The organism is Paenibacillus sp. FSL R5-0473 (genome assembly GCF_038004565.1).
Classification (GTDB): domain Bacteria; phylum Bacillota; class Bacilli; order Paenibacillales; family Paenibacillaceae; genus Paenibacillus; species Paenibacillus amylolyticus.
In genome coordinates, this window is sequence record NZ_JBBORL010000001.1 from 1,066,061 (window position 1) to 1,092,547 (window position 26,487).

Below are 26,487 nucleotides of genomic sequence, written 5' to 3' on the forward strand. Positions count from 1 at the left end.
AAATAGTAGAGAGTGACAGGAGGCAAAGCATATGTCCAGATTCGGTAAAAGACTGTTATCCATCGCTGTATTAATGTTGCTGGGTGTGCTGTTTGGAATGCAGTTGGCTGGCAGCAACTTTCATATGGGTAATTCATCAGACGGCACGTCAACCGCTGTGACAACAGAGCCAACTTCATCGGTGACCGAATCTGTTCCGACTGCACCTGTCCAAAAGGAAATTAAAGAACCACCATTTGTACCTGTTCAGTCACCAAGCCAAGTGCTTGGGGCGGATCAAAATAAGGCTCCGGTTGATGTGTTGGCAGACAAAACGGCTGGATTATTGCAAAATCTCTCACACAGTGGAATCAAATGGGTGGTCTCTCTTTTTAGCGGCGTTGCTGAATAAAATACTATAAATTTAAGGTACAATATAACCTCTGGGAGTGCATGATGACACTTTATTATAAAGTTGAGACATCACGGGATTGATGCACTGTGCTTCAACTGTTATAATGAAGTGATTGACACTAGGCTGTTTCTGGGGGTAAGGAATGACTGACATTCGGGCAAGACAACGTAAAATTCGTAACTTTTCTATTATTGCACATATAGATCACGGCAAATCAACACTTGCGGACCGGATCTTGGAGCACACAGGTGCGCTCACTTCACGTGAAATGCAGGAACAAGTTCTGGATAAAATGGACCTTGAACGTGAACGTGGAATAACGATCAAGCTACAAGCAGTAGCCTTGACTTACAAAGCGGATGATGGTGAAGAGTATTTATTGAATCTGATTGATACACCGGGACACGTAGACTTCACGTATGAAGTATCACGCAGTCTTGCTGCATGTGAAGGTGCTCTGCTGGTTGTGGATGCGGCTCAGGGAATTGAAGCCCAAACACTTGCCAACGTGTATCTGGCATTGGATAACAATCTTGAAATTTTACCGGTTATCAACAAAATTGACCTTCCGAGCGCTGATCCTGAACGGGTGAAGCAGGAAGTGGAAGATGTTATTGGTTTGGACACAAGTAATGCGGTTTTGGCTTCGGCCAAATCAGGAATCGGGATCAAAGAAATTTTGGAGCAAGTGGTGAAAAGTGTTCCGGCACCAACTGGTGATCCTGACCAGCCTTTGAAAGCGCTGATTTTTGACTCGCACTACGACCCGTACAAAGGTGTAATCGTATATGTGCGTGTTGTTGACGGCAAAATCAAATCCGGTTCCAAAATCAAAATGATGGCAACAGGTAAATCATTTGAAGTCATTGAAGTTGGCGCGTTCAAACCTCGTATGACCATCGTGGACGAGCTGAACGTCGGGGATGTTGGATTTATCGTTGCGGGTATCCGGCATGTTGGCGATACACAAGTCGGGGATACGGTAACGGATGCCAAAAATCCAACACTGGAACCTTTGCCGGGTTATCGTAAAATTAACCCAATGGTGTATTGTGGTCTCTATCCGATCGAAACATCGGACTATGTTGATCTGCGTGAAGCGTTGGAGAAATTGCAGTTGAACGATGCGTCTCTGAGCTTTGAACCGGAAACATCCAGTGCTCTCGGTTTTGGATTCCGTTGCGGATTCCTTGGACTGCTTCACATGGACGTTATCCAGGAGCGGATCGAGCGGGAGTTTAACATTCCGTTGATCACAACGGCACCAAGTGTAATCTATCACGTTACCTTAACGAATGGTGAAGTGATGAAAATCGACAACCCATCCAACTATCCTGAGGTGGGACGGATTGATTACGTCGAGGAACCATACGTCAAGGCAGATATTATCGTACCGAATGATTATGTAGGTACCATTATGGAGCTGTGTCAGACTAAACGCGGTGAATATGTAAATATGGAATATCTGGACACAACCCGGGTTACCATTACCTATGAGATTCCGTTGTCCGAGATTGTATATGACTTCTTCGACCAGTTGAAATCCGGTACCAAAGGATATGCATCTCTGGATTATGAGCTGTCCGGTTACCGTCAGTCCAATCTGGCAAAAATGGATATTGTACTCAATGGCGAACAGGTGGATGCTCTGTCCTTCATCGTTCACCGTGATCGTGCCTATAATCGCGGACGCATTGTCTGTGAGAAACTGCGCGAGCTGATTCCACGGCAAATGTTCGAGGTGCCAATTCAGGCATCTGTAGGTACCAAGGTCGTTGCTCGTGAGACGGTAAAAGCAATGCGTAAAAACGTACTTGCCAAGTGTTATGGTGGTGACATCTCGCGGAAACGGAAACTGCTTGAGAAGCAGAAGGAAGGTAAGAAGCGGATGAAGCAGGTTGGTAACGTTGAGGTGCCACAAGAGGCATTCATGGCGGTACTGAAAATTGATGATTAAATAATCTAATTTGAAATACGTCACAGAATGTGAGTATTCAAACTAGATTAGGAGAATTCAATTTCGGGTACATCACAGAGTGTGTGTATCGAAATTGAATTGGTACAACACAGAATATTAAATAACTAAGCTGAAAGGGAAGCCGGATGGCTTTCCTTTTTTCAAATAGAGGGGGACTTGCCATGACATTGGCAGCACACAGCCGGAAGACAGGTGCGCCCCAAGCGGTGTATCTTCACATTCCCTTTTGCACGAATAAATGTTTTTATTGCGACTTTAACTCTTACGTTCTGAAAGATCAGCCCGTGATGCAATATCTCGAAGCGCTGGAACGGGAGATGGAACATACAGTTAAGGCCAATCCACCGGGTGAGATCAAGACCATATTTGTAGGTGGGGGTACGCCAACAGCACTGAAACCGGATGAGATGGCCGTATTTCTTCGTTCCGTGAAGACGTATTTCCCAAATTGGGCGGACGATATTGAATTTTCGATGGAAGCCAACCCGGGAACAACGGATGCGGAGAAACTCGCTGCGATGAAAGAAGGCGGCGTCAACCGCGTCAGCTTTGGCGTGCAGGCTTTTCAGAATGATCTGCTGACAGGCATTGGGCGTATTCATAATACGGATGATGTATATCGCAGTTTGGAGAATGCTCGAAAAGCAGGCTTGAATAACCTGTCCATTGACCTGATGTTTGGGTTGCCAAACCAGACTGTTGAAATGTTGAATGAGAGTATCGACAAAGCGCTGGAACTGGATCTGCCGCATTACTCCATCTACAGCCTGAAAGTGGAAGAGAATACACTTTTCCATACCCTGTATCAGAAGAACCAGTTACCACTTCCTCATGAAGATGATGAGCTGGAGATGTATCTTCTATTAATGAGACGTATGAAAGAAGCGGGCTATGGACAATACGAGATTAGTAACTTTGCCAAGCCGGGCTTTGAGAGTCGTCACAATATTACCTACTGGCGTAATGAGGACTACTATGGTCTGGGTGCAGGTGCGCATGGATATGTGGGCCGCGAACGGCATATGAATATTAAAGGTATAAATCCTTATGTTGAAGCTTCACGAGCAGGACTGCCTCGTCTGGATCATTTTGAGATTGCACGCCCGGAAGCTATGGAAGATTATCTGATGGTTGGACTGAGAATGTTGGAGGGAGCTTCGGCCTCACGCTTTAGCGAACAGTTCGGAGAGTCCATGGAAGAAGTGTTTGCGAAGCCTTTGGGCAAAATGTTGAACGCAGGGTTGCTTGAGCGGACGGCAGACGGCTTCAGACTGAGCGAGAAGGGTATCCTGTTCGGAAATGACGTTTTTGCGGAGTTTATCGGGTCCATATCGCTGAATTCATAGCTTGAAATTGTATACGCTTTGTTGTATATTTATTCATATTGATTTTACAGAGCGTGTTAATTTAACAACTACGAAGTCAGCTTTCCTCTGGAAAGCTTGGTAATAGGAGGAGAGCAGGATGTCGGTAATATGCAGAAAAGCCGTGCCGGAAGATGTTGAACCACTGTATGAAATGATTAAGGGCTATGCAGAGCGTGGGATCATGCTTCCGCGATCACGGGAAATACTGCACCGACAGCTGGAGCACTTTGTTGTAGCCGAAGTTGATGGTGAAGTGGTGGGTTGCGGATCGCTTTGTCGTCTGGGGAATGATTTGGTGGAAGTCAGATCACTCGGTATCTCGGAAGGACACAAAGGGCTCGGTATTGGCTCCCGATTGCTGGACCGACTGGTAGAAGAAGCGGAGAAACAACAGATTCCTAAGGTTATGGCGTTGACATATGAAGTATCCTTCTTCCTCAAAAACGGTTTTGCCGTAGTGGAAAAAGAGATTTTCCCTGAGAAAGTATGGACCGACTGTGTTCATTGCAGCAAGCAGGATTGTTGCGATGAGATCGCGGTATTAAAAGAGCTTAACGTTTCAGCTTAACAACTGAATGGACTGCATGGATCGAGCCGAGTCTGCCTCTGCCCTACATGCAGTCCTTTTTTACTTCAAAGTATGTTCAATAAAGTTGTTAGGACTCGTCGACATTGGTCTATACTATAAATAGATGAGCCCACTCATCAAACTCACTTGACAATGTTCACGTCAGTTTGGTATTTTTGTATTACCGCTTAGCACTCATCTAACCGGAGTGCTAACGACATGGGACAGTACAGTCAGAAGGAGGGATACTCACCATGTTAACAGAGCGTCAACGAATGATTCTGAACGCTATAGTGGATGACTATATCCGTTCAGCTGAGCCCGTAGGGTCCCGGAGCATTTCCAAAAGGGGAGATGTTGGATACAGTCCGGCGACGATCCGTAATGAAATGGCGGACCTTGAAGATATGGGTTTCCTGGAACAGCCGCATACATCGGCAGGACGTATTCCATCCCATAAAGGCTATCGATATTATGTCGATCATTTGGTTCCCTGGAATCAGGTGGAGCCTCAGGAGTTGGATGATCTCAAGTCGTTCTTCGCTGAAAAACTGAACGTCATGGAACAAGTTATTCAGCATGCATCCAATATTTTGTCACATATGACGAATTATACTTCGATCCTGCTTGGACCGGAAGTATTCCATACGTCCTTACGTCACTTCCAATTGCTTCCGCTGAACGAGAGTGAAGCTGTGGCAATCATCGTGACCAATACAGGTCAAGTGGAGAACAAGACGGTGCAGATTCCACCAGAAATCTCGGTAGCCGAGATGGAAAATGTGGTTCGCTTGTTAAATACCAAGCTTGTGGGCGTACCAATCTACAAATTGAAATCCCGTCTTTATACCGAACTTGGGCAAGAGATGGAACGGCATATTACACGTTACGAGGAAGTTATGCAGGTGCTGAACAGTGCCTTTGACAACGAACATGATAATCGTCTGTTCCTCAGTGGTGCCACCAATATGTTGACTCAACCGGAGTTTAAAGATATCGAAAAGGTAAAAGATATTCTTGACCTGCTGGAAGAGACACCAACACTCATGAAATTGATGATGCCCGTGCCGGGTGGATCTGGTATTCAAGTGCGAATTGGCACTGAGAATGATCATGAAGCCTTTGCCAACTGCAGCCTGATTACAGCCTCCTATTCATTGGACGGTGAGGCTTTGGGTTCGATCGGTATTCTAGGACCCACGCGGATGGATTATGCACGTGTCATTCATATTTTAAATACACTATCCCGTGACTTGACGGCGATGCTAACACATCGTTTCAAATAAGATTCGGGAATGAACCATTTCATTCGTATAAGGAGGTGAACATCTTGAAAGAGGAGCAATCATTTACAGAAGAACAAGAGGTAACAGCAACTGAGCAGGAGCCTATTAATGAAGCTGGCGCTGCAGAAGCACAAGCTGAAGAGATGGCTGGTCAGGAGCAGGATGAGCTTGCACGTCTGAAGGCAGAAGCTGAGGAGCAACAACAGCGTTATGTCCGTGCACAGGCTGATTTTGATAACTTCCGTCGTCGTACGCAGAAGGAAAAAGAAGAATTGGCTAAATACGCTTCGATGAAGCTGGTCACCGAACTGGTACCGGTTATTGATAACTTCGAGCGCGCCATGGCTACTGTACCGGAAGGAGCAGAGGTCGAATCTTTCTCCAAGGGCATCCAAATGATTTTCCGTCAATTGGAAACCGTGATGAATAATGAAGGTCTGACGGCTATGGAATCGGTAGGACAACCGTTCAATCCTGAATTCCACCAAGCAATTATGCAAGTGGAGAGCGACGAGTACGAAGAAGGTATCGTTGTTGAGGAAGTCCAAAAAGGCTACATGCTGAAAGATAAAGTGCTTCGTCCAGCTATGGTTAAAGTCAGCTCATAAATTCCTTATAGGAAGGAATGAGTCGGCTCCATGGTTGAACAATGTGGGCGAAGTTTAATATAAAGGTTTGTACACATAGAGCACGATTAGCAACATGAACATCTAAATAAGGGTCAGATCAGACCCATTCATTTTAAATTGTTGAGGGAGGAAATTTTCGGATGAGCAAAGTAATTGGTATTGACTTAGGAACAACAAACTCATGCGTAGCAGTAATGGAAGGCGGCGAGGCTGTCGTAATTCCAAATCCGGAGGGCGCACGTACAACTCCATCCGTAGTTGGTTTCAAAAAGGATGGAGAGCGCGTTGTTGGTGAAACAGCAAAACGTCAAGCCATCACCAATCCGGATCGTACCATCATGTCGATCAAACGTCACATGGGTACTTCCCACAAGGAAACAATCGATAGCAAAGACTACTCCGCACAAGAGATCTCTGCAATCATTCTGCAAAAATTGAAATCCGATGCTGAAGCTTATCTGGGTCAAACGGTAACTCAAGCAGTTATCACTGTACCAGCTTACTTCAATGACAGTCAGCGCCAAGCGACTAAAGATGCGGGTAAAATTGCAGGTTTGGAAGTTCTGCGTATCGTCAACGAGCCAACAGCAGCAGCTTTGGCATACGGTATGGAGAAATCCGAAGACCAAACGATCCTCGTATATGACCTGGGTGGCGGTACGTTCGACGTATCCATTCTTGAACTGGGTGATGGCTTCTTCGAAGTTAAAGCAACTAGCGGGGACAACAAACTAGGCGGGGATGACTTTGACCAAGTGATCATTGATTACCTCGTAAGTGAATTCAAAAAAGATCAAGGCATTGACTTGAGTAAAGATAAAGCAGCGGTTCAACGTTTGAAAGATGCAGCGGAAAAAGCGAAAAAAGAACTTTCCGGCGTATTGACTACAACGATCTCCTTGCCGTTCATCACAGTTGCTGATGGCGTTCCTCAGCATTTGGAGTTGAACCTGAGCCGTGCGAAATTTGAAGAAATCTCTGAAGGTCTGGTTGAGCGTACGCTTGAACCAACTCGTCGTGCATTGAGTGATGCGGGTATGACGCCTAACGATATCGACAAGATCGTATTGGTTGGTGGTTCGACACGTATTCCAGCAGTACAAGAAGCAATCAAAAAACTGACGGGTAAAGAGCCACACAAAGGCGTTAACCCGGATGAAGTTGTAGCTTTGGGTGCTGCTGTACAAGCGGGCGTACTGACAGGTGACGTGAAAGACGTTGTATTGCTCGACGTAACGCCATTGTCCCTGGGTATCGAAACAGCGGGTGGCGTATTCACTAAAATGATCGAGCGTAACACTACGATCCCTACAAGCAAATCTCAAGTGTTCTCCACGTATGCAGACAATCAACCAAGCGTTGAGATTCATGTTCTGCAAGGTGAGCGTGAGATGGCAGCGGGTAACAAATCGCTTGGACGTTTCATGTTGGGTGATATTCCACCAGCTCCACGTGGCGTTCCACAGATCGAAGTTAGCTTCGATATTGATGCCAACGGTATCGTTAACGTATCTGCAACAGATAAAGGTACGAACAAAACTCAAAAAATCACAATCACTTCTTCCAGCGGTTTGAGCGATGCTGAAGTTGAGCAAATGATGAAAGATGCTGAGTTGCACGCTGAAGAAGATAAAAAACGCAGAGAACTCGTTGAAGCGAAAAACAGTGCAGATCAATTGATCTACTCTGTTGACAAAACGATCAAAGATCTTGGCGAAAAAGCAGATGCTGGCGAAGTTGAAAAAGCGAATGCTGCCAAAGAAAAACTGCAAGGCGTTCTGGCTTCCGACAACCTGGAAGATATCAAAGCTGCTACAGAAGAACTGACAGAGATCGTTCAACAACTGTCCGTGAAACTGTATGAGCAAGCTCAGGCGCAAGAGCAAGAAGCACAAGGTGCTGAAGAGCAACAACAAGGTTCTGCTAAACGTGACAACGTCGTAGACGCTGATTACGAAGTTGTGGATGAAGATAAAAAACAAAACTAATTCGTAGTTCTACGCGAATTAAACATCGGTGACGTTCGAATTAGAGGGAAAGTCATAGCCGGGGCTCCCGCGCTTTGGCTTTCCTTTTGTCACGATGTGCGATATGGTGAATGATATGGGGGTGGAAGAGTGGCTGAAAAGCGTGATTATTATGAGGTGCTTGGCGTTAGTAAAACGGCTAACGACGATGAAATTAAAAAGGCTTACCGTAAGCTTGCCCGTCAGTATCACCCTGACGTAAACAAGGCTGCTGATGCGGAAGCTAAATTTAAAGAAGTTAAAGAAGCTTACGACGTAGTGAGTGACGGTCAGAAGCGTGCACAATATGATCAATATGGTCATGTCGATCCGAATCAAGGTGGATTCGGTGGTGGCGGTGATTTTGGCGGCGGCGGATTTGGCGACATCTTCGACATGTTCTTTGGCGGCGGTGGCGGTGGACGACGTGATCCAAATGCTCCGCAACGCGGGAATGATCTGCAGTACACGATGACAATTGAGTTCAAGGAAGCTGTATTCGGTAAAGAAACCGATATTACGATTCCGCGTACCGAAGGCTGTGATACCTGTCATGGCTCAGGTGCCAAACCTGGAACGAAACCGGAAACCTGCTCGGTCTGCCAAGGTAGCGGTCAGCAGGAAGTCGTGCAAAATACACCGTTTGGTCGTATGGTTAATCGTCGTGCATGTTCGAACTGTAGCGGTTCGGGCCAAATTATCAAAGAAAAATGTACAACGTGCAGTGGTAGCGGTAAAGTCCGCAAGCAACGCAAAATCCATGTCCGCATTCCAGCGGGTGTAGATGATGGCGCGCAACTGCGTATGACAGGTGAGGGCGAAGGCGGCCTGCGTGGCGGACCAGCGGGAGATCTGTATATTGTCATTCGCGTGAAATCACATGATTTCTTCGAGCGTGAAGGCGACGATATTTATTGCGAAATCCCACTTACCTTTGCTCAGGCAGCTCTGGGAGATGAAGTTGAGATCCCAACGTTGACCGAGAAAGTGAAGTTGAAAGTACCAGCTGGTACACAAACGGGAACGTATTTCCGCCTCAAAGGCAAAGGTGTACCACGCCTGCGCGGTATGGGGCAGGGGGATCAGCATGTGAAAGTGGTTGTGGTTACACCTAGTAAGCTGAATGACGAGCAGAAGGATCTGCTTCGCCAAATTGCTTCGCTGGATGGAGAGCAAACACATGAGCATGAACAATCTTTCTTTGATAGAGTGAAACGCGCCTTCCGCGGTGACTGAGAATAAAATAAAGTAAGTTCAAAAGGACACCACAGCGGTTTTTAACGCGGGGTGTCCTTTTTTGTACGCCTTTTTTAGTGGTTCAGTGGTTTTTGTGAAATCCATGGATTTATGCTACAAAGAACGACAGCAATTTGTGGGAGCATTTCGGTATATTCTGAGCGAACTTGCGGAAAGATAGCATGGCGAGAATGATATGCATAGCTGATATGCGAGAAATTAGGGAAGCAGGTGAAGCGGATGACCGAGAAAAATATTTTGGCGTACTTTCACAGCCCGGAGCAGGCTCAAGGGGCGGCCAAAAAACTGGAGGCATTGCGAGTGGAGGACCTGTCAATTAATCGATTCAGCCGATATGCGGGTGTAGGACCAAGCGGGGCTTCCTACAAGCCGGGCGTTTCCGGCAGTTTTTCATCATGGGTGCCCGATTCGATGCAAACAAATGCCAGTGCTGGAATTATGGCTGCGGCGGACCCTTCTGCAAGCGGCATGAGTGATGGTGGACAGGGTGGACCTACAGGAAGAGATGTATTGCTAACTGTCATCGTAGATGAATCGGTACATCACCGCGCCATGTCCATAATCGAACAAGCCGGTGGAATGATCTAGTTTCAAGAAATCCATATAAGATGGACAGATAATTACACTTTAACGGAGAGTGTAGAACCAATCTGAAGAAGCGAAGCGTTCGCCTAAAAGCTTTCGCAAGAAAGCTGCTTCGGAAGCATACGCTATCCCCGGATTTCTCCCTTTAAGGAGGGAGTTGAAGGAATCTGGGGATAACAGCGATCGGAGGATGGGGCTACAATCGGAGCTTACAGTGTAACAAATATTAGTTCATTTTAATTTGAAGGAGGAGCATTACAATGGCAGAACATGAACGTCCAGGTAAGATTTTAACGAAAACGGAAAAGATGAAACGTATGCAATCCGCGAAAAATGAGGACGTGGAATTCAGCGCTGAAGCTGCGGATCATGAAGATATAGAAGCACTACGCCGCAGTGAAGCGGCTGATCGACGACAGGGACGGGAGCTTCATGACTGAAGATCGCTCGGCAGTGACCCTCGAAGCTGTTTTTACAAGCTGGACTGAGGCCGAGTCTGCACGCAGAGCCCTGGAATTGTTGCACCCGAACCAATTAAGCATTGAGAGCCTTGGCAATGAAGCGTCTGCATTGGACTCAAACGATGTTACGGGCTCCGATAATTCTCCTACGGCCGTCGTCGGAGGATTTAGTGGCGAACTGAATGTACTTGCCTTGATTAGTGATGAAACGGAAATGTTGTCCAATGGTCAGGTGTATGATACACCCAAAGAGGACTCGGCCAACAGGCTAAAACAAGAAATTTTGCTGACCGTGTCCGTATCCAATGATTCGCTCCCGCAAGCCGCAGAGATGATCACGCAGAATGGTGGGCGTTTTTGCTAACTGAGATTCAAATTATGCAATATGCTGAAGTATATGAAACAGATATGTATGAATAGATGACAGGATATTCGAGCAGTCAGGCTGCGGATATCCTGTTTTGTTTTTCTTTTACTGGTGCGGCTTTGTGCTCCGGCTAGCATGTGTAGTACAATAGTTGGGATGTTTGAAAAATGAGGAGGAAAAACCAAGTATGTTATGGCATGAACTAACAATACATACCACAGAAGAAGCTGTGGAGATGATTTCTAATTTTTTACATGAAGCGGGTGCTGGAGGGGTTTCGATTGAAGAGTCCGGTACTTTAAATAAAAAACGGGACACGACATATGGTGAGTTATACGACGTTCCTTTGAATGATATTCCGGAAGGTTTTGCAGTCATCAAAGGGTACTTCTCCGAAGGTACGGATATGGTTGCATTACAGTTAGAAGTTAATCCGAGAGTTGAGGAACTCTCCGAATTCGGAATTGATACAGGCGAGGTTCGTTATGAGACGCGTACAGTGGATGAAGATGACTGGGCAACAGCCTGGAAACAATATTTCAAGCCGGTACGTGTATCGGAACGTCTGACGATCAAGCCAACGTGGGAAGAGTATACGCCTGAAAGTCCAGATGAGAAAATTATTGAGCTTGATCCAGGCATGGCCTTTGGTACAGGAACACATCCAACGACCTCCCTCTGCTTGCGCACACTGGAAACGGTTATTCAGGGCGGCGAGGAAGTTATTGACGTAGGTACAGGCTCTGGTATTTTGGCTATTGGAGCGATAAAACTTGGGGCAAAACATGTACTGGCGCTCGATCTTGATCCAGTTGCCGTAATTAGTGCCAGGGAGAATGTGGAACTGAATGGGCTGGAGCAACAAATTACGGTTAAAGAGAGTGATCTGTTGTCCGTCCTTGGGAGTCAGGACCCTGCACTTGGTGTACAACTGCCGGTTAAGGTTGTCGTGGCGAACATTCTGGCTGAGATCATTTTGTTGTTCGTAGACGATGTCTATAATGCGCTTGAGTCTGGTGGCACCTATATTGTATCCGGCATTTGGAAGAACAAAGAGCAGGTTGTGCATGATGCACTGGTAGCCTCCGGATTTGAAGTGAGTGCGATCCACCGTGATGAGGATTGGCTGGCGTTTGTAGCCAGAAAGGGGTAACGTATGGACTTTTGGAATTCGTTCTTTCGTTATCCGATCGATCAGCTTCCGTTTTTCCTGCTGACCATTCTGATCGCATTTACAGTGCATGAATTCTCGCATGCATATTTTGCCAACAAATTTGGTGATCCAACAGCGAAGCTGTTGGGTCGGGTCACGCTGAATCCGGTTGTACACTTTGACTTGTTAGGTGTGCTGCTGCTCATTATTGCCGGCTTTGGTTGGGCACGTCCAGTTCCCGTTAATCGGGCTAACTTCGACAAACCTAGATTGATGGGCATCATCGTATCTGCAGCAGGGCCTCTGAGCAATCTGTTGCTCGCGATCATCGGTACAATCATCTATGCTTCACTGGTTGGTTCGGGAGCACTCGGTGGGATTGATAATGAGCGTCTGCTCACAGCAATCACGACGTTTTTCGCTATCTTTAACTTAACCAACTTTTTCCTGTTCCTGTTTAACTTGATTCCGTTGCCACCACTGGATGGTTATCGGATTCTAGAGGATCTACTGCCACCTTCAATCAGCCGCAAGCTGCAAGGGGTGGAGCAATGGTCTATTTTTATCTTCCTATTGATCCTTGTTATACCTCCGTTGCAAAATGTGACGATTCAACCTTTGTATGAGTTTGCGCAAACGATGTATGTGGATCTGGCAAAGGTGATCATCGAATTATATCGCTAAAAGCGCATTGTTTATGGACCGGAATACTGGTCAGAAACACGTAAAAGTTGTATGATCATCTGTGGCGATTGGATTCACGCCTGCCATCAGGCGGGGTGAATTCCAGTCATAACAGGACAGAATGGGTGGATTGACTAATGCAGCGATATTTTGTATCTGCAGAACAGTTTATTGAACACGCTGTGATTATCACAGGTGATGATGCACGCCATATTGGCAAGGTCATGCGTGGTAAACCTGGAGATAAACTGATTGTCAGTGACGGAAACTCCAGAGAAGCACTCGTGGAAATTGAGAGTATTGAAGTGGGCCAAGTGACAGCCAATATTGTGGAACCTCTCGAGATGGACCATGAAGCACGGATTCGTGTAACCGTGGCACAGAGTTTGCCCAAGGGCGACAAGATGGAAACAGTCATCCAGAGATGTACTGAGATTGGGGCGGTATCATTTGTACCCTTCCTATCAGAACGTACGATTGTGCAATATGATGCCAAGAAAGAAGGCAAACGGTTGGAGCGGTGGCGGAAAATTGCCAAGGAAGCTGCCGAACAGAGTCACCGGAATCGTATTCCATCCGTCGAACAGCCGCTTTCCTGGAAAGGGCTATTATCTTCTTTTGAGGGCTATAGCCTGGTATGTTATTGTTATGAGAAAGAAAACGGTAAACAGCTGAGAGATGCACTGAAACCGTTTATAGAGCAACTTGCACCTGATGCAAGTGCAGAAGTATTGATCGTGGTTGGACCGGAAGGTGGATTTTCTGAGAAGGAGACGGCAGAGGCTGATCAGGCAGGTGCTGTATCTGTTGGACTGGGCAAACGCATTTTGCGTGCTGAGACAGCTGGAATGGCAGCACTAACTTGCGTGCTATATGAATCCGGAGAAATGGGAGGAATGTAATTATGCCATCCGTGGCGTTTTACACCTTAGGCTGCAAAGTTAATTTCTATGATACAGAGGCGATTTGGCAATTGTTCAAAAACGAAGGTTACGATCAAGTGGACTTTGATGAACAGACAGCGGATGTATACTTGATTAATACTTGTACAGTAACCAATACCGGCGACAAAAAGAGCCGTCAAATTATTCGTCGTGCCATTCGGCGCAACCCGGAGGCGATTGTGGCCGTTACAGGCTGCTATGCGCAGACTTCTCCGGCAGAGATTCTGGACATCCCAGGGGTGGATCTGGTTATCGGTACACAGGACCGTGACAAGATTCTGCCATATGTTAATGAAATTCAGGAGTCCCGTCAACCGGTTAACGCAGTACGTAATATTATGAAAACCCGTGTATTTGAAGAAATGGACGTACCGGATTTTGCTGACCGTACCCGCGCGTTCCTGAAGATTCAGGATGGTTGCAATAACTTTTGCACGTTCTGCATCATTCCGTGGTCTCGTGGTCTCTCACGCAGTCGTGAGGCGAACAGCATTATTCAACAGGCGCATCAACTCGTACACGCCGGATACAAAGAGATTGTTCTCACGGGTATTCATACAGGTGGATATGGGGATGACATGGAGAACTATGATCTGACCGATCTGCTGTGGGATTTGGATAAGGTAGAGGGTTTGGAGCGTATTCGAATCAGCTCGATTGAAGCCAGCCAGATCGATGACCGCATGCTCGACGTGATCAAACGTTCGGACAAACTTGTTCGTCACTTCCATATTCCGCTGCAAGCGGGTGATGATACGGTGTTGAAACGCATGCGCCGTAAATATACGACAGAAGAGTTTTACAACAAGATGCTTCGCATTCGGGAAGCAATGCCGGATGTAGCGATTACAACAGACATCATTGTTGGATTTCCAGGTGAGACGGATGAGATGTACCGTAATGGCTATGAGTTGATGCGGAAGATCGGTTTTTCCGAAATGCACGTATTCCCTTATTCCAAGCGTACGGGCACGCCCGCAGCACGAATGGAAGATCAGGTGGACGAAGAAGTCAAAAATGCACGTGTGCATGAACTGATTGACTTGTCTGAACAGATGCAGCTGGAGTACGCTGAGCAGTTTGTTGGACAGGTACTGGATGTTATTCCCGAAGGGGAAGCCAAAGGCCGCGAGGGAAGTGGCAAGCTGCACGGTTATAGCGACAACTACATTCAACTGGTCTTTGACGGAACGATGGATATGGTCGGTAAAGTGTGCCGAGTCAAAGTGGTTAAAGCCGGCGTCAACGAGAGTCAGGCTACGCTGGTACGTGTGTTGGAAGAGAATCTTAAGTCCGCCGCGATGTGATCGAGGCGTCAGAAACAAGGATTTCATTTCCTTGGGGAGCTTACCCGGGGAGATGAGGTCCTTCTTTTGCAAAAAAATAAGATAAAGATATCGAAGTTGATGGGGGAGAGCACGATGAACAAAAAAGAAATTTCAGCAGGCGGAGTTGTTTATAGAACAGGGGAAGACGGACGTCTTCAAATTCAGCTTATCGTAGATCGTTATGGTAAAACAACTCTCGCCAAGGGCAAAATGGAAGATGGAGAAACAATTGAACAGACGGCACTGCGCGAGATTTTGGAGGAGACAGGTATGGTGGGCCGCATTGTAGAACCGGTTGATATCATTGCTTACACGTACCAACATGCAGACTTTGGCCCGGTGGACAAGGAAGTTCATTATTATCTCGTTGAAGCCGAGAGTGGTGATTTACAGCCTCAGATTGAAGAAATCAAGGGTGTGGATTGGTATGCTCCGGAAGAAGCATGGTCCTTACAGCAGCAGAGCGGATATGATAATAACGATGATATCTTGCGTGTAGCCCTGAACAAGTTAGGCGTTAACGTATAACGCATTATAGTTCTGGTTCGAGTCAGTTAGCCGCGCGCTCTGTGGGGTCTGGATAGGCAGATCATCAAGCCACGGGTGACTTCGCCGCGGGGGCGTGGACCGGTGGTTTTTTGTGCCAGATTGGCAAGTAACAGAACGGTAAAGCAAGCAGTGAACTGGTGATGTTAAAAAGGGTCTGGGCATGCGCAATCTGTGCCCCGTTGTCCGCTGACAGCCAAGCCGAAGCTGCATGCAGCTGGCCGATCAGCGGCATAAACAGCAGCGCTCCCGCAATGTTTAATACAACATGGGAGGCTGCGACAAATTTGCCTGCGGATGCTCCACCCGCGGCAGCAATCACAGCGGTGATGCAGGTCCCCACATTGGACCCGATCACAATGGCGATGCCGATCTCCACAGGCAATACCCCTGTGGCTGCCAGCGTAATCGCCATGCTAATGACAGCTGCGCTGCTGTGAATGAGCGCTGTCAGACAGGCACCTGCCAGGAAGCCCCACCACAAGCTGTCGGCCGAGCGGTCGAGAAACCATTGAAATACGCCCATGCTCCGCAAGGGTAAGGCAATGGATTGCATCACCTGAATGCCTGTCATAACAAGTGCAAATCCGGCAGCTGCGAGGAAGCTGTACTGGATGTTAAACAGAGTCTGACGCGTGCGTTCAGGAGCGGCCAGATTGCGTTCACCAAGAACAACAAACATGGCCCAGCCCGTTAGCGACAGGACGAGTAGCGGCAGGGAAGCACGTCCGATCTGCAGTCCCACCAGCTCCGTCGTCAGGCATGTCCCGATGTTGGTGCCGAGGATGATGCCAAGTGTGCGTCCATAGGTAATTAATCTGGCATTAGCCAGTCCAATGGTGAGTACGGTGACCGCAGTACTGCTCTGTAACAGGGCTGTTGCGCCTGCACTGAAGGCCATGCCTTTCCATGGAGCAGAGGTGGCGCGATTGAGCCAACCCGCCAACATGGGCCCAGCCATGCGCTGCAAGGCCGTTTCCATCAGCTTCATGCCACCAAAAAAGATAATAAGCCCATAGAGTAGGGGCAATATCACATCTCTAAACATAGTAATATCATTCCTTCCGTCCGGTTCCTTAACTCATCCTATGAGTAAGAAAAGACAACCATGACAAGCCTAAAGGAATTCAGAGGGAAGTGACCTAAATTACCCCACCCCAATTCGAAAGATACGGTGATTCGTGCAAGCGTAGTGGAGGGGACGAAATCGAATCTGAAGAAGCGAAGCGTGCGCCTTTGTCTCCAGATTTTCCCCTTTAAGAAAGGGAATCAAAAAAATCTGGAGACAACAGCGATCGGAAGATCGATTCGAACCCGGAACGTCATTTACGCGCCGCACCAAACCTATCTTTTCAACTAACTATGAAAGAAGTGGATCTACCTTGCCATCAGTTACACTCGAACGCAGTCGCAAAAAGCGGCTTGAACATGCACATCCATGGATATTTAACAATGAAATTGCCTCTGTTGACGGAAACCCGGAACCGGGAGATCTGGTCAATGTATTGAATCATCAAGGTCGCTATCTGGCGACAGGTTATTACAATCCTGCATCTCAGATCACTGTAAGGGTTGTAGCGTATCAACCGCTGGAGTCCGAACAGATGGACACCGCGTTTTTTGCAGCGCGTTTCCGCGATTGCTTGCGTCACCGGGAACGTTTTATCCAGGATGGAGAGGCATACCGTCTCGTTTACGGCGAAGCTGATTTTCTGCCAGGATTAATCGTTGACCGATTCGGCAGCATTCTCGTTGTACAGTTGCTTACACTTGGCATGGATCGTTGCCGTGAAGCCATCGTACAGGCACTCATTGAAGTAATGCAGCCGGAAGGTATATACGAGCGCAGTGATGTCTCGATTCGTGAACTGGAAGGTTTGGAGCAGACCAAAGGTCCACTGTACGGAGATTGCCCAAGACATGTCACGGTTACAGAGAATGGACTACTCATTAAAGTGGATATCGTGGAAGGGCAGAAGACAGGTTACTTCTTCGACCAACGCGAGAATCGTGCAGCCATCGAACCGCTTATGAAGGGTTGGGGCTACAAGAGTGGAATCACACTACAAACGACCGAGCAGGATGGCACAGAGCAGCTCTTGCCTGTGAATAAAAGTGGTAAAGTAGTTACATTCCCATATTGGGATGGTGCCACTGTACTGGAGTGTTTCTCACACACGGGTAGCTTTACGTTGAATGCTTGCAAGTATGGAGCCAAAAAAGTGACTTGTCTTGATATTTCGGAGCATGCCATTGAGAGTGCACGAACAAATGTGGAGCTGAACGGTTTCACTGACCGGGTCGAGTTCGTAGTTGCTGATGCATTCCAGTACTTGCGTGAACAAGTGAAAGGGCTGGATGAACGTACCGCACGTGCACGTGCAGGCGAACAGAAAGTGGATACATCCAAAGCGCTTGCAGCTGGCGGTAAAACATTTGATGTGGTCATCCTTGATCCTCCTGCATTTGCCAAAACGAAATCAGCAGTTAAAGGTGCATGTCGCGGTTATAAAGATATCAATCTGCAAGGAATGAAACTGGTCAATGAGGGTGGATATTTGGTAACAGCCAGCTGTTCGTATCACATGCGTCCAGACCTCTTCCTGGATACGATTGCCGATGCAGCGGAAGATGCAGGCAAAGTGCTTCGTTTGATCGACTGGAAAGCAGCCGGTAAGGATCACCCACAAATTTTGGGCGTGGATGAAGGACATTACCTGAAATTTGCTATTTTCGAAGTGCGCAGTAAAAAGAATTAATCGTATGATTTTCGTTCCAATCAAATATAGATCAAGTCAAAAGTCCACAGTGTGATAGCTGCGGGCTTTTTGCTGTTTTGCTGTGTTAACGGAGATGATCTCCGGTTTTACCGGATAGTGGCAAACGTATGTTCCGAACCAAGTCAGATATGTTATACTGGGAATTAAAATCTTGTACGTGTGGTTTGGAGGATTAGACATGTCCGTTCGTTTTGTTATTGGCCGGGCAGGCAGCGGCAAAAGCTCGCTGATTACCCGGGAAATTACATCCCTGCTTCAACAAGAACCGCAAGGTACACCTTTAATTTTGCTCGTTCCCGAACAGAGCTCTTTTCGAACAGAGCAGGCATTGGTGTCTTCTGGAGCAATTAAAGGTACCATGCGTGCAGAAGTGCTCGGCTTTCGCCGTTTAGCCTATCGTGTAATGCAAGAAGCAGGTGGTTCTGCTCGTATTCCGATCGGAGCCGAAGGCAAAAAGATGCTGCTCTACAAGGTCATCCAGCGCCGTAAGGAAGAATTGAAGCTGTTTGGTGCATCCGGCAGCCAGCTGGGTTTTATAGGCGAATTAAATGACTTATATAGTGAATTTAAACGTTATGAAGTTGATCCATCAATGCTGGAAGACGGGCTGTCTGGAGGGAATAGCTCATCCACTTCGCCGATTCTGGAGGACAAGTTGCATGACTTGAATCTGATATATCGTGACTATGAACAGGAACTGACCAATTTATATATTGATGATGAAGACACGTTGACCGAGCTGACAGATCGTTTGTCGGAAAGTGCATTGCTGCAGGATGCCCAGATCTGGATTGATGGTTTTCAGGGATTCACACCACAGGAGATGAGTGTGATCGGTAGGCTGATGTTGCAGTCCTCTTCCGTGACGATTGCCCTGACATTGGATCGTCCTTATGATCATGGCGCACTGCCTGGAGAACTGGAACTGTTTTATCCTACGGCAAGTGCCTATGCACGCCTGAAAGGAATGGCTGACGAACTGGGTGTAACGAGCGATATAACCGTGCTAGATTCGGAGATTCCACCGAGATACAAGGATCGTCCGGGACTTGCTCATCTGGAGGCTGGTTTCGACCGGCGAATTCGTTGGAAAAGTGAAGGCCTTGATTCCGGAATCCAACTGGTTGCAGCGGAGAACCGACGAGCTGAGATGGAGGGAGCACTGCGTGAGATGCGGCGCCTGGCACAAAACGAAGGTGCGCGTTATCGGGACATGGCGGTACTTGTCCGGCAGTTGGATACCTACGCTGATATAGTTGAACCGTTATTCAGGGATTATGACGTACCCGTCTTTCTGGACCGGAGAAGAAATGAACTTCATCATCCATTATCTGAGTTTATCCGTTCCGCACTGGATATTGTTCGGCGCCACTGGCGTTACGAGGATGTATTTCGCTGTGTCAAAACGGATTTGCTGCTTCCGCGTGATGGTTCCATCACTCGTGAAGATATGGACCAGCTTGAGAATTATGTACTGGCTTGTGGTATTCACGGGTATCGCTGGACTGACGGCAAACCATGGAAGTATGTACCAAGCCTGTCGCTGGAAGACAACGGTCAGGATGGCCGTAGTCGAGGACGGGACCAGATGCTTTCTTTAATGGAGAGCTGCCGAACGGTCATTACAGATTCCTTGGGTGTTTTTGAGAAGCGAATGAAAAAGGCAAAGACAGCCAAAGCCCAGTGTGAGGCACTATACAGACTGCTGGAAGATGCTGAGATCGCATGGAAGCTGGAGAATATGTCTGCTGAAGCTAAGGCACAAGGTGACCCCGAACGGTCGAGAGAACATCGGCAGATGTGGGGAGCTGTGCTGGATTTATTGGATCAGATGGTCGATATGATGGGGAATGAACGGCTGGATATCACGCTGTTTTCCGGGATGATTGAGACCGGATTGACGGAACTGAAGCTGGGTCTGGTACCACCAGCACTTGATCAGGTTTTGATGGGTTCTATGGACCGTACACGCCTTCAGGACATCAAATACGTATTTATCCTTGGCGCCGTTGATGGTGAATTACCCGCTGTACCTCAGGATGATGGCGTATTAACGGAACTGGAGAGAGCGTTACTGACGGAAAGAGGCGTGGCGCTTGGACCAGGTGCAACAAGGCAGATGCTGGATGAACGTTTCCTGATCTATACGGCACTTACAGCGGCAAGCAGCCAGTTGTGGCTGAGTTACCCGGTTGCTGATGATGAGGGGAAAACACTGCTTCCTTCCGAGATTGTCCGCCATGTACGGAAGATGTTTGGTCTACAAGAACAGCCATTGCTCGCTCAACCACCGGTTGCGAACTCGGAAGAAGCGCATTGGTCCTATGTCACCCATCCAGGTCAGAGTCTGTCTACGCTCATTGGACAATTGCGCAAATGGCGCCGCGGAGAAGACATCCCTGAAATGTGGTGGGCGGTCTACAATTGGCATGTATCTAGAGAGACAAGCAGACCTCAGCTGGAGCGGTTGATGGGATCGATCTTTTATCGTAATCGGGCCTTACCACTACGTACAGCTACCAGTCGCAGACTGTATGGTACAGAGGTGAGGACGAGTGTCTCGCGAATGGAGCGTTTCGTAGCTTGTCCGTTCTCCCATTTTGCTTCGCATGGGCTGCGCCTCAAAGAACGGCAATTGTATCGCCTTCAGGCTCCTGATATCGGACAGCTGTTTCATGCTGCACTAAGCCAGCTGGCTATGCGGTTGCGTGAAGAAAATCGTAGTTGGGGCAGTTTGACTCCAGACCAATGCCGTCAGGAAGCCGAGCAAACGGTGGAGCAGATTGCACCACAGCTGCAAGGGGAGATTTTGCTAAGCACCAAGCGATACGGTTATATTTTCCGCAAATTAAAGGACATTGTTAGCCGGGCATCCGTCATTCTTGGTGAACAGTCCAGACGCGGAAGTTTTGAACCGATTGGGCTGGAGCTTGATTTTGGACCGGATAAAACACTGCCGCCATTACGTTTTGAACTGGAGAACGGTTGTGTGATGGAGATCGTGGGTCGAATTGACCGTGTAGATGTCGCAGAAGGAGAGAATGGTCTGCTCTTACGTGTCATTGACTATAAATCAAGCCAAACGGACCTCAAGTTACATGAAGTTTACTATGGTCTGTCATTACAGATGCTCACCTATCTGGAGGTGCTGCTTAGTGCTGCCGAAGAATGGCTTGGGGAAACGGCGATGCCGGGAGGAACGTTGTATTTCCATGTGCATAACCCGCTGTTGCAATCCGCAAACGGCATGACATCAGAGCAGGCAGGACAAGAACTGCTGAAACGGTTCAAAATGAAAGGTTTGCTGCTGGCCGATCGGGACGCAATCGCTCAAATGGACAACACCCTGGATAAGGGGTATTCAGCAATTATTCCAGTTGCCCTTAAGGCGGACGGAAGCTTTTATAGCAGCGCCGCTGTAGCTACGCCAGAGCAATGGGATACGCTGCTTGCTTCGGTTCGCAGTAATATCCGTGAGATTGGTACCCGAATTACGGATGGGGATGTGGCCATTGAGCCTTATCGTATTCAGCAGGAAGTGGCGTGCACGTTCTGTCCGTATAAGCCTGTTTGTCAGTTTGATGAGAATATAGAAGGAAATGAGTATAACCTGTTGTCCAAACCGGGCAAACAGCAAATCTGGGATATGTTATCTCACACCAAGGGAGGGGAAACATCATGACGAATATGCCAAAACCGGAGGGTAGCTTCTGGAGTGATGACCAGTGGAGTGCCATCTCGGAAAGCGGAGAAGACATACTGGTTGCCGCAGCGGCGGGATCAGGCAAGACAGCCGTGCTGGTTGAACGAATTATTCGCAAGATCGCAGATCCCTCCCAAGGATACAGTGTGGATCGTTTACTTGTAGCTACGTTTACCAAAGCGGCCGCCGCCGAGATGAAACAACGGATTCGGGAAGCGTTGGAACGTGCGCTGGAAGAACAGCCTGGAGAAGAGCATCTGCGTAAGCAGCTGTCGCTGCTTGGACGGGCATCTATTACAACGCTGCATTCATTCTGTATGGAAGTCATTCGCCGTTATTATCAGCAAATTCCGTTGAACCCGGCTTTCCGTATCCTGAATGAAAATGAAGCGGAAATCATGCGGCAGGAACTGCTTGAAGAACTATTTGAGGAAAAATATGGCGAAGAAGATGAAGGGAGTACATTCCGCGAATTAGTAGACTGGTTCAGTGGAGAACGAAACGATGATGCGATGCATCGACTGGTGCAACGTTTGTATGATTTCTCCCGCAGTCATTCCTGGCCGGATCATTGGCTCTCAGAGATGGCGTCTGCTTTTCAGGTGGAAAGTGTAGAGGCACTTGGACATTCAGCATGGGTTCAGAGTATTTTGCGTGATGCGGCTCTTGCTTTAAGTGGTGCAGCAGGATTGCTCCGTCAAGGCATTCATATTTCCATGCAGCCTGAAGGTCCGGCACCTTATGCAGATACGTTAAAAGAAGACCTGGTGATGGTAGAAGAGCTGTTGTCTGCGGTTGAGATTATGCCATGGGAAAGGTTGCCTGAAGTGTTTCAACCCGCTACATTTGGCAAATTGAAACCCTGCAAAAAGGATCAAACAGACCCGGCTTTACAGGATCAGGTGAAGGAACTCCGTGAGGCCGCGAAAAAGGCAGTTACCGACCTGAAAGGTTCATTGTTCGGGAGAAGTGCGTTTGCGTTCTGGCAGGAGTTGGAGCAAGCGGCACCACTCATGCAGGAGTTGTCGAGGTTGGTTAGTACATTTGGAGAACGTTATCGACAGGCCAAACAGGAACGTGGGCAAGTTGACTTCAGTGATCTGGAGCATTACTGTCTTCACATTTTGCGACATGAGGATTCAACGCCTGAACTGTCGATGCCTTCCGATGCGGCTATGGAGTACCATTCGCGATTCGATGAAGTGTTGCTTGATGAATATCAGGATACCAATACGGTTCAGGAAGATATCGTGAAACTGATCTCCAGAGAAAACCCGGGTAACCGATTCATGGTCGGTGATGTCAAACAGAGTATCTACCGTTTCAGGTTGGCTGAGCCAGGTCTATTTATGAACAAGTATCGCCAGTATGGAGCGAGCACAAATGAGGACGGAATGGTGGAAGAACGTCTGCATCGTACAGGTCAACGTATTGATCTTGCGCGGAATTTTCGTAGTCGAGCAGAAGTCGTGCATTCGGTCAATATGATATTCCGGCAACTCATGAACGAAGGTGTGGCAGAGATTGCTTACGATGAACGAGCTCAACTGGCATATGGGGCTACCTTCCCGTCAGAAACACTTGGTGATGAGGCGTATACACCTGAACTCATGCTGATCGATCGTCAGGGTGGTGGTCCTGATCTGACAGAGAGTACGGATGAGAATGGGGATGCATCGGTCTCCGCAGAACTGGAGAGTGCCGAACTTGAAACAGCCCAGTTGGAAGCGAGGGCAATCGCAAGGCGTATTCGGGAGATGGTTGGAGACACGGACAAACCTGCCCTTCATGTATATGACAAAGCTCTGCAAACGATGCGCCCGGCACGTTACGGTGACATGGTCATCTTGCTGCGTTCAACCTTGATGTGGGCTCCGCTCATGATTGAGGAGTTCAGACAGCAGGGAATTCCTGCTGGAGGAGAACAGAGCAAGGGTTATTTTCAGGCTACAGAAGTGGAAATCATGATGTCTCTGCTTCAGCTTGTTGATAATCCAAGACAGGATATTCCGCTCGCTTCCGTGCTTCGTTCCCCGATTGTTGGACTGGATGAAGAGGAACTGGCACAGATTCGGCTTGGTGACAAAAGACAGTCATTCTATGATGCGGTTATATCGGCTGCGGGAGATTGGAGCGATTCCTCCACTAATGCTGTACAACAATCCCGGCAGGATAATCATCCTGATTCCAATATCGTCCAGTTGCAGTGGCCGGAAGCCTGGTCAGAGATGGAACAGGGGGAGCGGGAAACAGCAGCTTCAGTTGAGGCAGAGACTCTGGACGATGTACACGAATTCGATGGGCGTACAGTACAGACAGATGGAATACAAGATGCTGGTGTTGCGGGACATGCAAGTGAGGATCTGGGCATAACGGAGATCTCAGGATCGGAGTTGCAGCAAAAGTTAATTCGTTTTATGCGTCAATTGCAGCAGTGGAGACTTGAGGCAAGACAAGGCAGCTTAAGTGAACTGATCTGGCGTATGTATCGGGAAACCGGTTATTTGGACTGGGTTGGTGGTCTTCCAGGAGGACTGCAACGTCAAAGTAATCTTAAGGCATTGTACGATCGCGCACGACAATATGAGGAATCAACTGCAAATCGTGGCTTGTTCCGTTTCCTGACCTATGTTTCCAGACTACGGGAAAACGGGGGAGACCTCGGGACTGTAGCAAGTAGTTCTGGTGAGCAGGACAACGCCGTACGTATCATGACCATTCACCGGAGTAAGGGTTTGGAGTTTCCAATTGTCTTTGTCGGTGGCATATCTAAGATGTTCAATCAGCAGGATCTGAACGCACCGTTTCTAATGCATAAGGAACTGGGATTTGGTCCAAGGTTTGTAGATCGTGAGAACAGGGTTGCCTATCCTACATTAGCCAATCTGGCGATTCGTCGTCGGGCGCAATTTGAACTGCTTGCTGAAGAGATACGTGTGCTGTATGTTGCGTTGACTCGTCCCAAAGAGAAAATGATTCTGCTAGGTACCGTAAAAGATGCCGCGAAAAAAGCGCTCGCGTGGTCTCAGGTCAAGGATAGCCCTGAACTGGCATTGCCAGACTATCTGCTTGCTGCAGGACGAAACTACCTGGACTGGATTGGGCCATCCCTGATGAGACATCCAGATGCGGCTGTGCTGCGTGAACTTGCAGGAAGCAATGATTCGTTCTCAGCCTGTCTTGCAGATGATCAATCTCGATGGGCGATTTCTATTATTTCCGCTGATCACGTGTCCCGTGACCATGTGGTGAATCAGACACTTGGGGAAGAAGATGGGATGACTGAGGTGCGGAAAGAACGAATTGCTGCACTAAAAGCCGTTCAGCCTGTGAAGTTGGTTACATCCTCAACGGTAGAAGAACTGACGAAGAGTGCACAAGTCACGGCTAACCAAAACATTGGAGATGAAGGTGCAGCTACAGTAGATCTTCAACAAGAGGAGGCACGGCTGATCAACGAGGTTGATCAACGACTTTCATGGACGTACCCCTTTGAAGCAGCAACTCAAGTAGCAGCGAGCACATCTGTCACGGAGTTGAAAACGTTACTTGCGATGCAGGATATCCAGTCCGTAGAGGTGATGGAGGAACTGGGAGAGCAGTCCGAGAAATTATTGGATTATAACACCCCAGGAATCAATTACACCAAAGATGAAGCAGGCCATGTACTACGTTGCGTATCCGATGAATCTAACGAGCGTGAGACTGGATCAGGGTCAGATTCAAACGGTACGGTGAACGTTTCGGATGCGGGATCTGCGGGTACGTCTTTCAAACTGCACCTGCGTCGTCCGAAATTCATGGAGGCAACGCAGCTGACAGGGGCAGAACGGGGGAACGTGTATCATACATTGATGCAGCATCTTCCTATAGATGGATCATCCGTTGATTCACAGCTTATTGAACAGACGATTGAGCGGTTGATTAAGCTTCAGATTTTGCTGCCCCATCATGCTGCGGCTATCGAACCTGAAGAACTGGCCGGATTTTTCAATACAGAACCAGGAAAAGAATTATTGCGTGCAGCGTGGGTGAAACGGGAAATTCCGTTTGTGTATGGACTTCCGGCACATCAGTCTCCTGTGGAATGGCTACATGAACGGGCGGCGAACTCAGATATACAGATGTTAAATGAAGATAGCAAAATGCAGGCAACGATTGAAAATGAAACCGTGCTTGTACAGGGGATTATCGATTGTCTGTATGAGGTGGACGGCGAGCTTGTCTTGCTTGATTACAAGACGGATCGGGTATTGGAGCATCGTGGTGGTTTGGATGAACTTACCAAAAATTATCGCTTCCAGCTAGATCTGTATGGCCGGGCCATTGAAGATATATTGGGTCGGAAAGTTGACCGGAAATGGCTGTACTTTTTTGATGGTGGACATGCAGTGGAATTGTAAAAGAACTGGATCGGAATTTAAAACCATGGATTTCATATGGGAGAGGGG

General features: G+C 47.8%; 20 protein-coding genes. 19 read left to right on the top strand and 1 reads right to left on the bottom strand.

Annotated elements, in window-relative coordinates; all coding sequences use genetic code 11:
* Positions 1–31 precede the first annotated feature (31 nt).
* From MKY28_RS04595 to MKY28_RS04670, 16 genes are all read left to right on the top strand, one after another.
* Positions 32–391, top strand: a complete 360-nt coding sequence (locus tag MKY28_RS04595) for a hypothetical protein (RefSeq protein WP_100527021.1) — start codon at positions 32–34, stop codon at positions 389–391.
* 145 nt (positions 392–536) lie between these two features.
* The gene (gene lepA / locus MKY28_RS04600) at positions 537–2,351 is read left to right on the top strand and encodes a translation elongation factor 4 (RefSeq protein ID WP_074095901.1); all 1,815 of its coding nucleotides are present in this window, start codon (positions 537–539) and stop codon (positions 2,349–2,351) included.
* A gap of 182 nt (positions 2,352–2,533) precedes the next feature.
* Entirely contained in the window at positions 2,534–3,718 is a 1,185-nt protein-coding gene (gene hemW / locus MKY28_RS04605; protein ID WP_036615094.1) for a radical SAM family heme chaperone HemW, read from the top strand.
* 118 nt (positions 3,719–3,836) lie between these two features.
* Positions 3,837–4,307 carry an N-acetyltransferase gene (locus MKY28_RS04610; protein ID WP_017687214.1) on the top strand — a complete coding sequence of 157 codons (471 nt, stop codon included), beginning with the start codon at positions 3,837–3,839 and terminating at the stop codon, positions 4,305–4,307.
* A gap of 254 nt (positions 4,308–4,561) precedes the next feature.
* On the top strand, positions 4,562–5,593 hold the full coding sequence (gene hrcA, locus MKY28_RS04615) for a heat-inducible transcriptional repressor HrcA (RefSeq protein ID WP_036615092.1): 1,032 nt from the start codon (positions 4,562–4,564) through the stop codon (positions 5,591–5,593).
* A gap of 44 nt (positions 5,594–5,637) precedes the next feature.
* Positions 5,638–6,201, top strand: a complete 564-nt coding sequence (gene grpE, locus MKY28_RS04620; protein ID WP_036668567.1) for a nucleotide exchange factor GrpE — start codon at positions 5,638–5,640, stop codon at positions 6,199–6,201.
* A 161-nt stretch (positions 6,202–6,362) separates the two neighbouring features.
* Positions 6,363–8,210, top strand: coding sequence for a molecular chaperone DnaK (gene dnaK / locus MKY28_RS04625; protein ID WP_036615087.1), 1,848 nt, complete (start codon positions 6,363–6,365; stop codon positions 8,208–8,210).
* Positions 8,211–8,339: 129 nt separating this feature from the next.
* Positions 8,340–9,464, top strand: coding sequence for a molecular chaperone DnaJ (gene dnaJ, locus MKY28_RS04630; protein ID WP_036615086.1), 1,125 nt, complete (start codon positions 8,340–8,342; stop codon positions 9,462–9,464).
* A 240-nt stretch (positions 9,465–9,704) separates the two neighbouring features.
* The gene (locus MKY28_RS04635) at positions 9,705–10,073 is read left to right on the top strand and encodes a hypothetical protein (protein ID WP_017687219.1); all 369 of its coding nucleotides are present in this window, start codon (positions 9,705–9,707) and stop codon (positions 10,071–10,073) included.
* A 257-nt stretch (positions 10,074–10,330) separates the two neighbouring features.
* The gene (locus tag MKY28_RS04640; protein WP_017687220.1) at positions 10,331–10,510 is read left to right on the top strand and encodes a YfhD family protein; all 180 of its coding nucleotides are present in this window, start codon (positions 10,331–10,333) and stop codon (positions 10,508–10,510) included.
* Entirely contained in the window at positions 10,503–10,895 is a 393-nt protein-coding gene (locus tag MKY28_RS04645) for a hypothetical protein (RefSeq protein ID WP_211080824.1), read from the top strand. The genes MKY28_RS04640 and MKY28_RS04645 overlap by 8 nt, the downstream gene beginning before the upstream one ends.
* Positions 10,896–11,085: 190 nt before the next feature.
* The gene (gene prmA / locus MKY28_RS04650; RefSeq protein WP_036668569.1) at positions 11,086–12,051 is read left to right on the top strand and encodes a 50S ribosomal protein L11 methyltransferase; all 966 of its coding nucleotides are present in this window, start codon (positions 11,086–11,088) and stop codon (positions 12,049–12,051) included.
* 3 nt (positions 12,052–12,054) lie between these two features.
* Entirely contained in the window at positions 12,055–12,735 is a 681-nt protein-coding gene (locus tag MKY28_RS04655; protein ID WP_036668570.1) for a site-2 protease family protein, read from the top strand.
* 137 nt (positions 12,736–12,872) lie between these two features.
* Positions 12,873–13,637, top strand: a complete 765-nt coding sequence (locus MKY28_RS04660) for a 16S rRNA (uracil(1498)-N(3))-methyltransferase (RefSeq protein ID WP_036668571.1) — start codon at positions 12,873–12,875, stop codon at positions 13,635–13,637.
* 2 nt (positions 13,638–13,639) lie between these two features.
* On the top strand, positions 13,640–14,986 hold the full coding sequence (gene mtaB / locus MKY28_RS04665; RefSeq protein WP_036615072.1) for a tRNA (N(6)-L-threonylcarbamoyladenosine(37)-C(2))-methylthiotransferase MtaB: 1,347 nt from the start codon (positions 13,640–13,642) through the stop codon (positions 14,984–14,986).
* A gap of 114 nt (positions 14,987–15,100) precedes the next feature.
* Entirely contained in the window at positions 15,101–15,535 is a 435-nt protein-coding gene (locus MKY28_RS04670) for an NUDIX hydrolase (protein WP_036668572.1), read from the top strand.
* Between the two features lie 64 nt (positions 15,536–15,599).
* Here MKY28_RS04670 and MKY28_RS04675 read toward each other — a convergent pair whose 3' ends face one another.
* The gene (locus tag MKY28_RS04675) at positions 15,600–16,601 is read right to left on the bottom strand and encodes a Na/Pi cotransporter family protein (RefSeq protein WP_017687227.1); all 1,002 of its coding nucleotides are present in this window, start codon (positions 16,599–16,601) and stop codon (positions 15,600–15,602) included.
* Between the two features lie 334 nt (positions 16,602–16,935).
* Between MKY28_RS04675 and MKY28_RS04680 the strand changes: the two genes are divergently transcribed.
* The 3 genes from MKY28_RS04680 to addA all read left to right on the top strand — a co-directional run bounded on the left by MKY28_RS04680 (position 16,936) and on the right by addA (position 26,439).
* Positions 16,936–18,312: a class I SAM-dependent rRNA methyltransferase gene (locus tag MKY28_RS04680; RefSeq protein ID WP_036672074.1), complete on the top strand. Its 1,377-nt coding sequence runs from the start codon at positions 16,936–16,938 to the stop codon at positions 18,310–18,312.
* Between the two features lie 199 nt (positions 18,313–18,511).
* A complete protein-coding gene (gene addB, locus MKY28_RS04685) occupies positions 18,512–22,015 on the top strand; it encodes a helicase-exonuclease AddAB subunit AddB (protein ID WP_036672073.1) in 3,504 nt (1,167 codons plus the stop codon).
* Positions 22,012–26,439, top strand: coding sequence for a helicase-exonuclease AddAB subunit AddA (addA, locus tag MKY28_RS04690; RefSeq protein ID WP_036672071.1), 4,428 nt, complete (start codon positions 22,012–22,014; stop codon positions 26,437–26,439). Before addB ends, addA begins: the two co-directional genes overlap by 4 nt.
* Positions 26,440–26,487: the final 48 nt, after the last annotated feature.

Bases quoted from the DNA above. Each gene is read 5' to 3' on its own strand.
- MKY28_RS04595 (WP_100527021.1), top strand. From the start codon at position 32: ATGTCCAGATTCGGTAAAAGACTGTTATCCATCGCTGTATTAATGTTG.
- lepA (WP_074095901.1), top strand. From the start codon at position 537: ATGACTGACATTCGGGCAAGACAACGTAAAATTCGTAACTTTTCTATT.
- hemW (WP_036615094.1), top strand. From the start codon at position 2,534: ATGACATTGGCAGCACACAGCCGGAAGACAGGTGCGCCCCAAGCGGTG.
- MKY28_RS04610 (WP_017687214.1), top strand. From the start codon at position 3,837: ATGTCGGTAATATGCAGAAAAGCCGTGCCGGAAGATGTTGAACCACTG.
- hrcA (WP_036615092.1), top strand. From the start codon at position 4,562: ATGTTAACAGAGCGTCAACGAATGATTCTGAACGCTATAGTGGATGAC.
- dnaK (WP_036615087.1), top strand. From the start codon at position 6,363: ATGAGCAAAGTAATTGGTATTGACTTAGGAACAACAAACTCATGCGTA.
- MKY28_RS04635 (WP_017687219.1), top strand. From the start codon at position 9,705: ATGACCGAGAAAAATATTTTGGCGTACTTTCACAGCCCGGAGCAGGCT.
- MKY28_RS04640 (WP_017687220.1), top strand. From the start codon at position 10,331: ATGGCAGAACATGAACGTCCAGGTAAGATTTTAACGAAAACGGAAAAG.
- MKY28_RS04645 (WP_211080824.1), top strand. From the start codon at position 10,503: ATGACTGAAGATCGCTCGGCAGTGACCCTCGAAGCTGTTTTTACAAGC.
- prmA (WP_036668569.1), top strand. From the start codon at position 11,086: ATGTTATGGCATGAACTAACAATACATACCACAGAAGAAGCTGTGGAG.
- MKY28_RS04655 (WP_036668570.1), top strand. From the start codon at position 12,055: ATGGACTTTTGGAATTCGTTCTTTCGTTATCCGATCGATCAGCTTCCG.
- MKY28_RS04660 (WP_036668571.1), top strand. From the start codon at position 12,873: ATGCAGCGATATTTTGTATCTGCAGAACAGTTTATTGAACACGCTGTG.
- mtaB (WP_036615072.1), top strand. From the start codon at position 13,640: ATGCCATCCGTGGCGTTTTACACCTTAGGCTGCAAAGTTAATTTCTAT.
- MKY28_RS04670 (WP_036668572.1), top strand. From the start codon at position 15,101: ATGAACAAAAAAGAAATTTCAGCAGGCGGAGTTGTTTATAGAACAGGG.
- MKY28_RS04675 (WP_017687227.1), bottom strand. From the start codon at position 16,601: ATGTTTAGAGATGTGATATTGCCCCTACTCTATGGGCTTATTATCTTT.
- addB (WP_036672073.1), top strand. From the start codon at position 18,512: ATGTCCGTTCGTTTTGTTATTGGCCGGGCAGGCAGCGGCAAAAGCTCG.
- addA (WP_036672071.1), top strand. From the start codon at position 22,012: ATGACGAATATGCCAAAACCGGAGGGTAGCTTCTGGAGTGATGACCAG.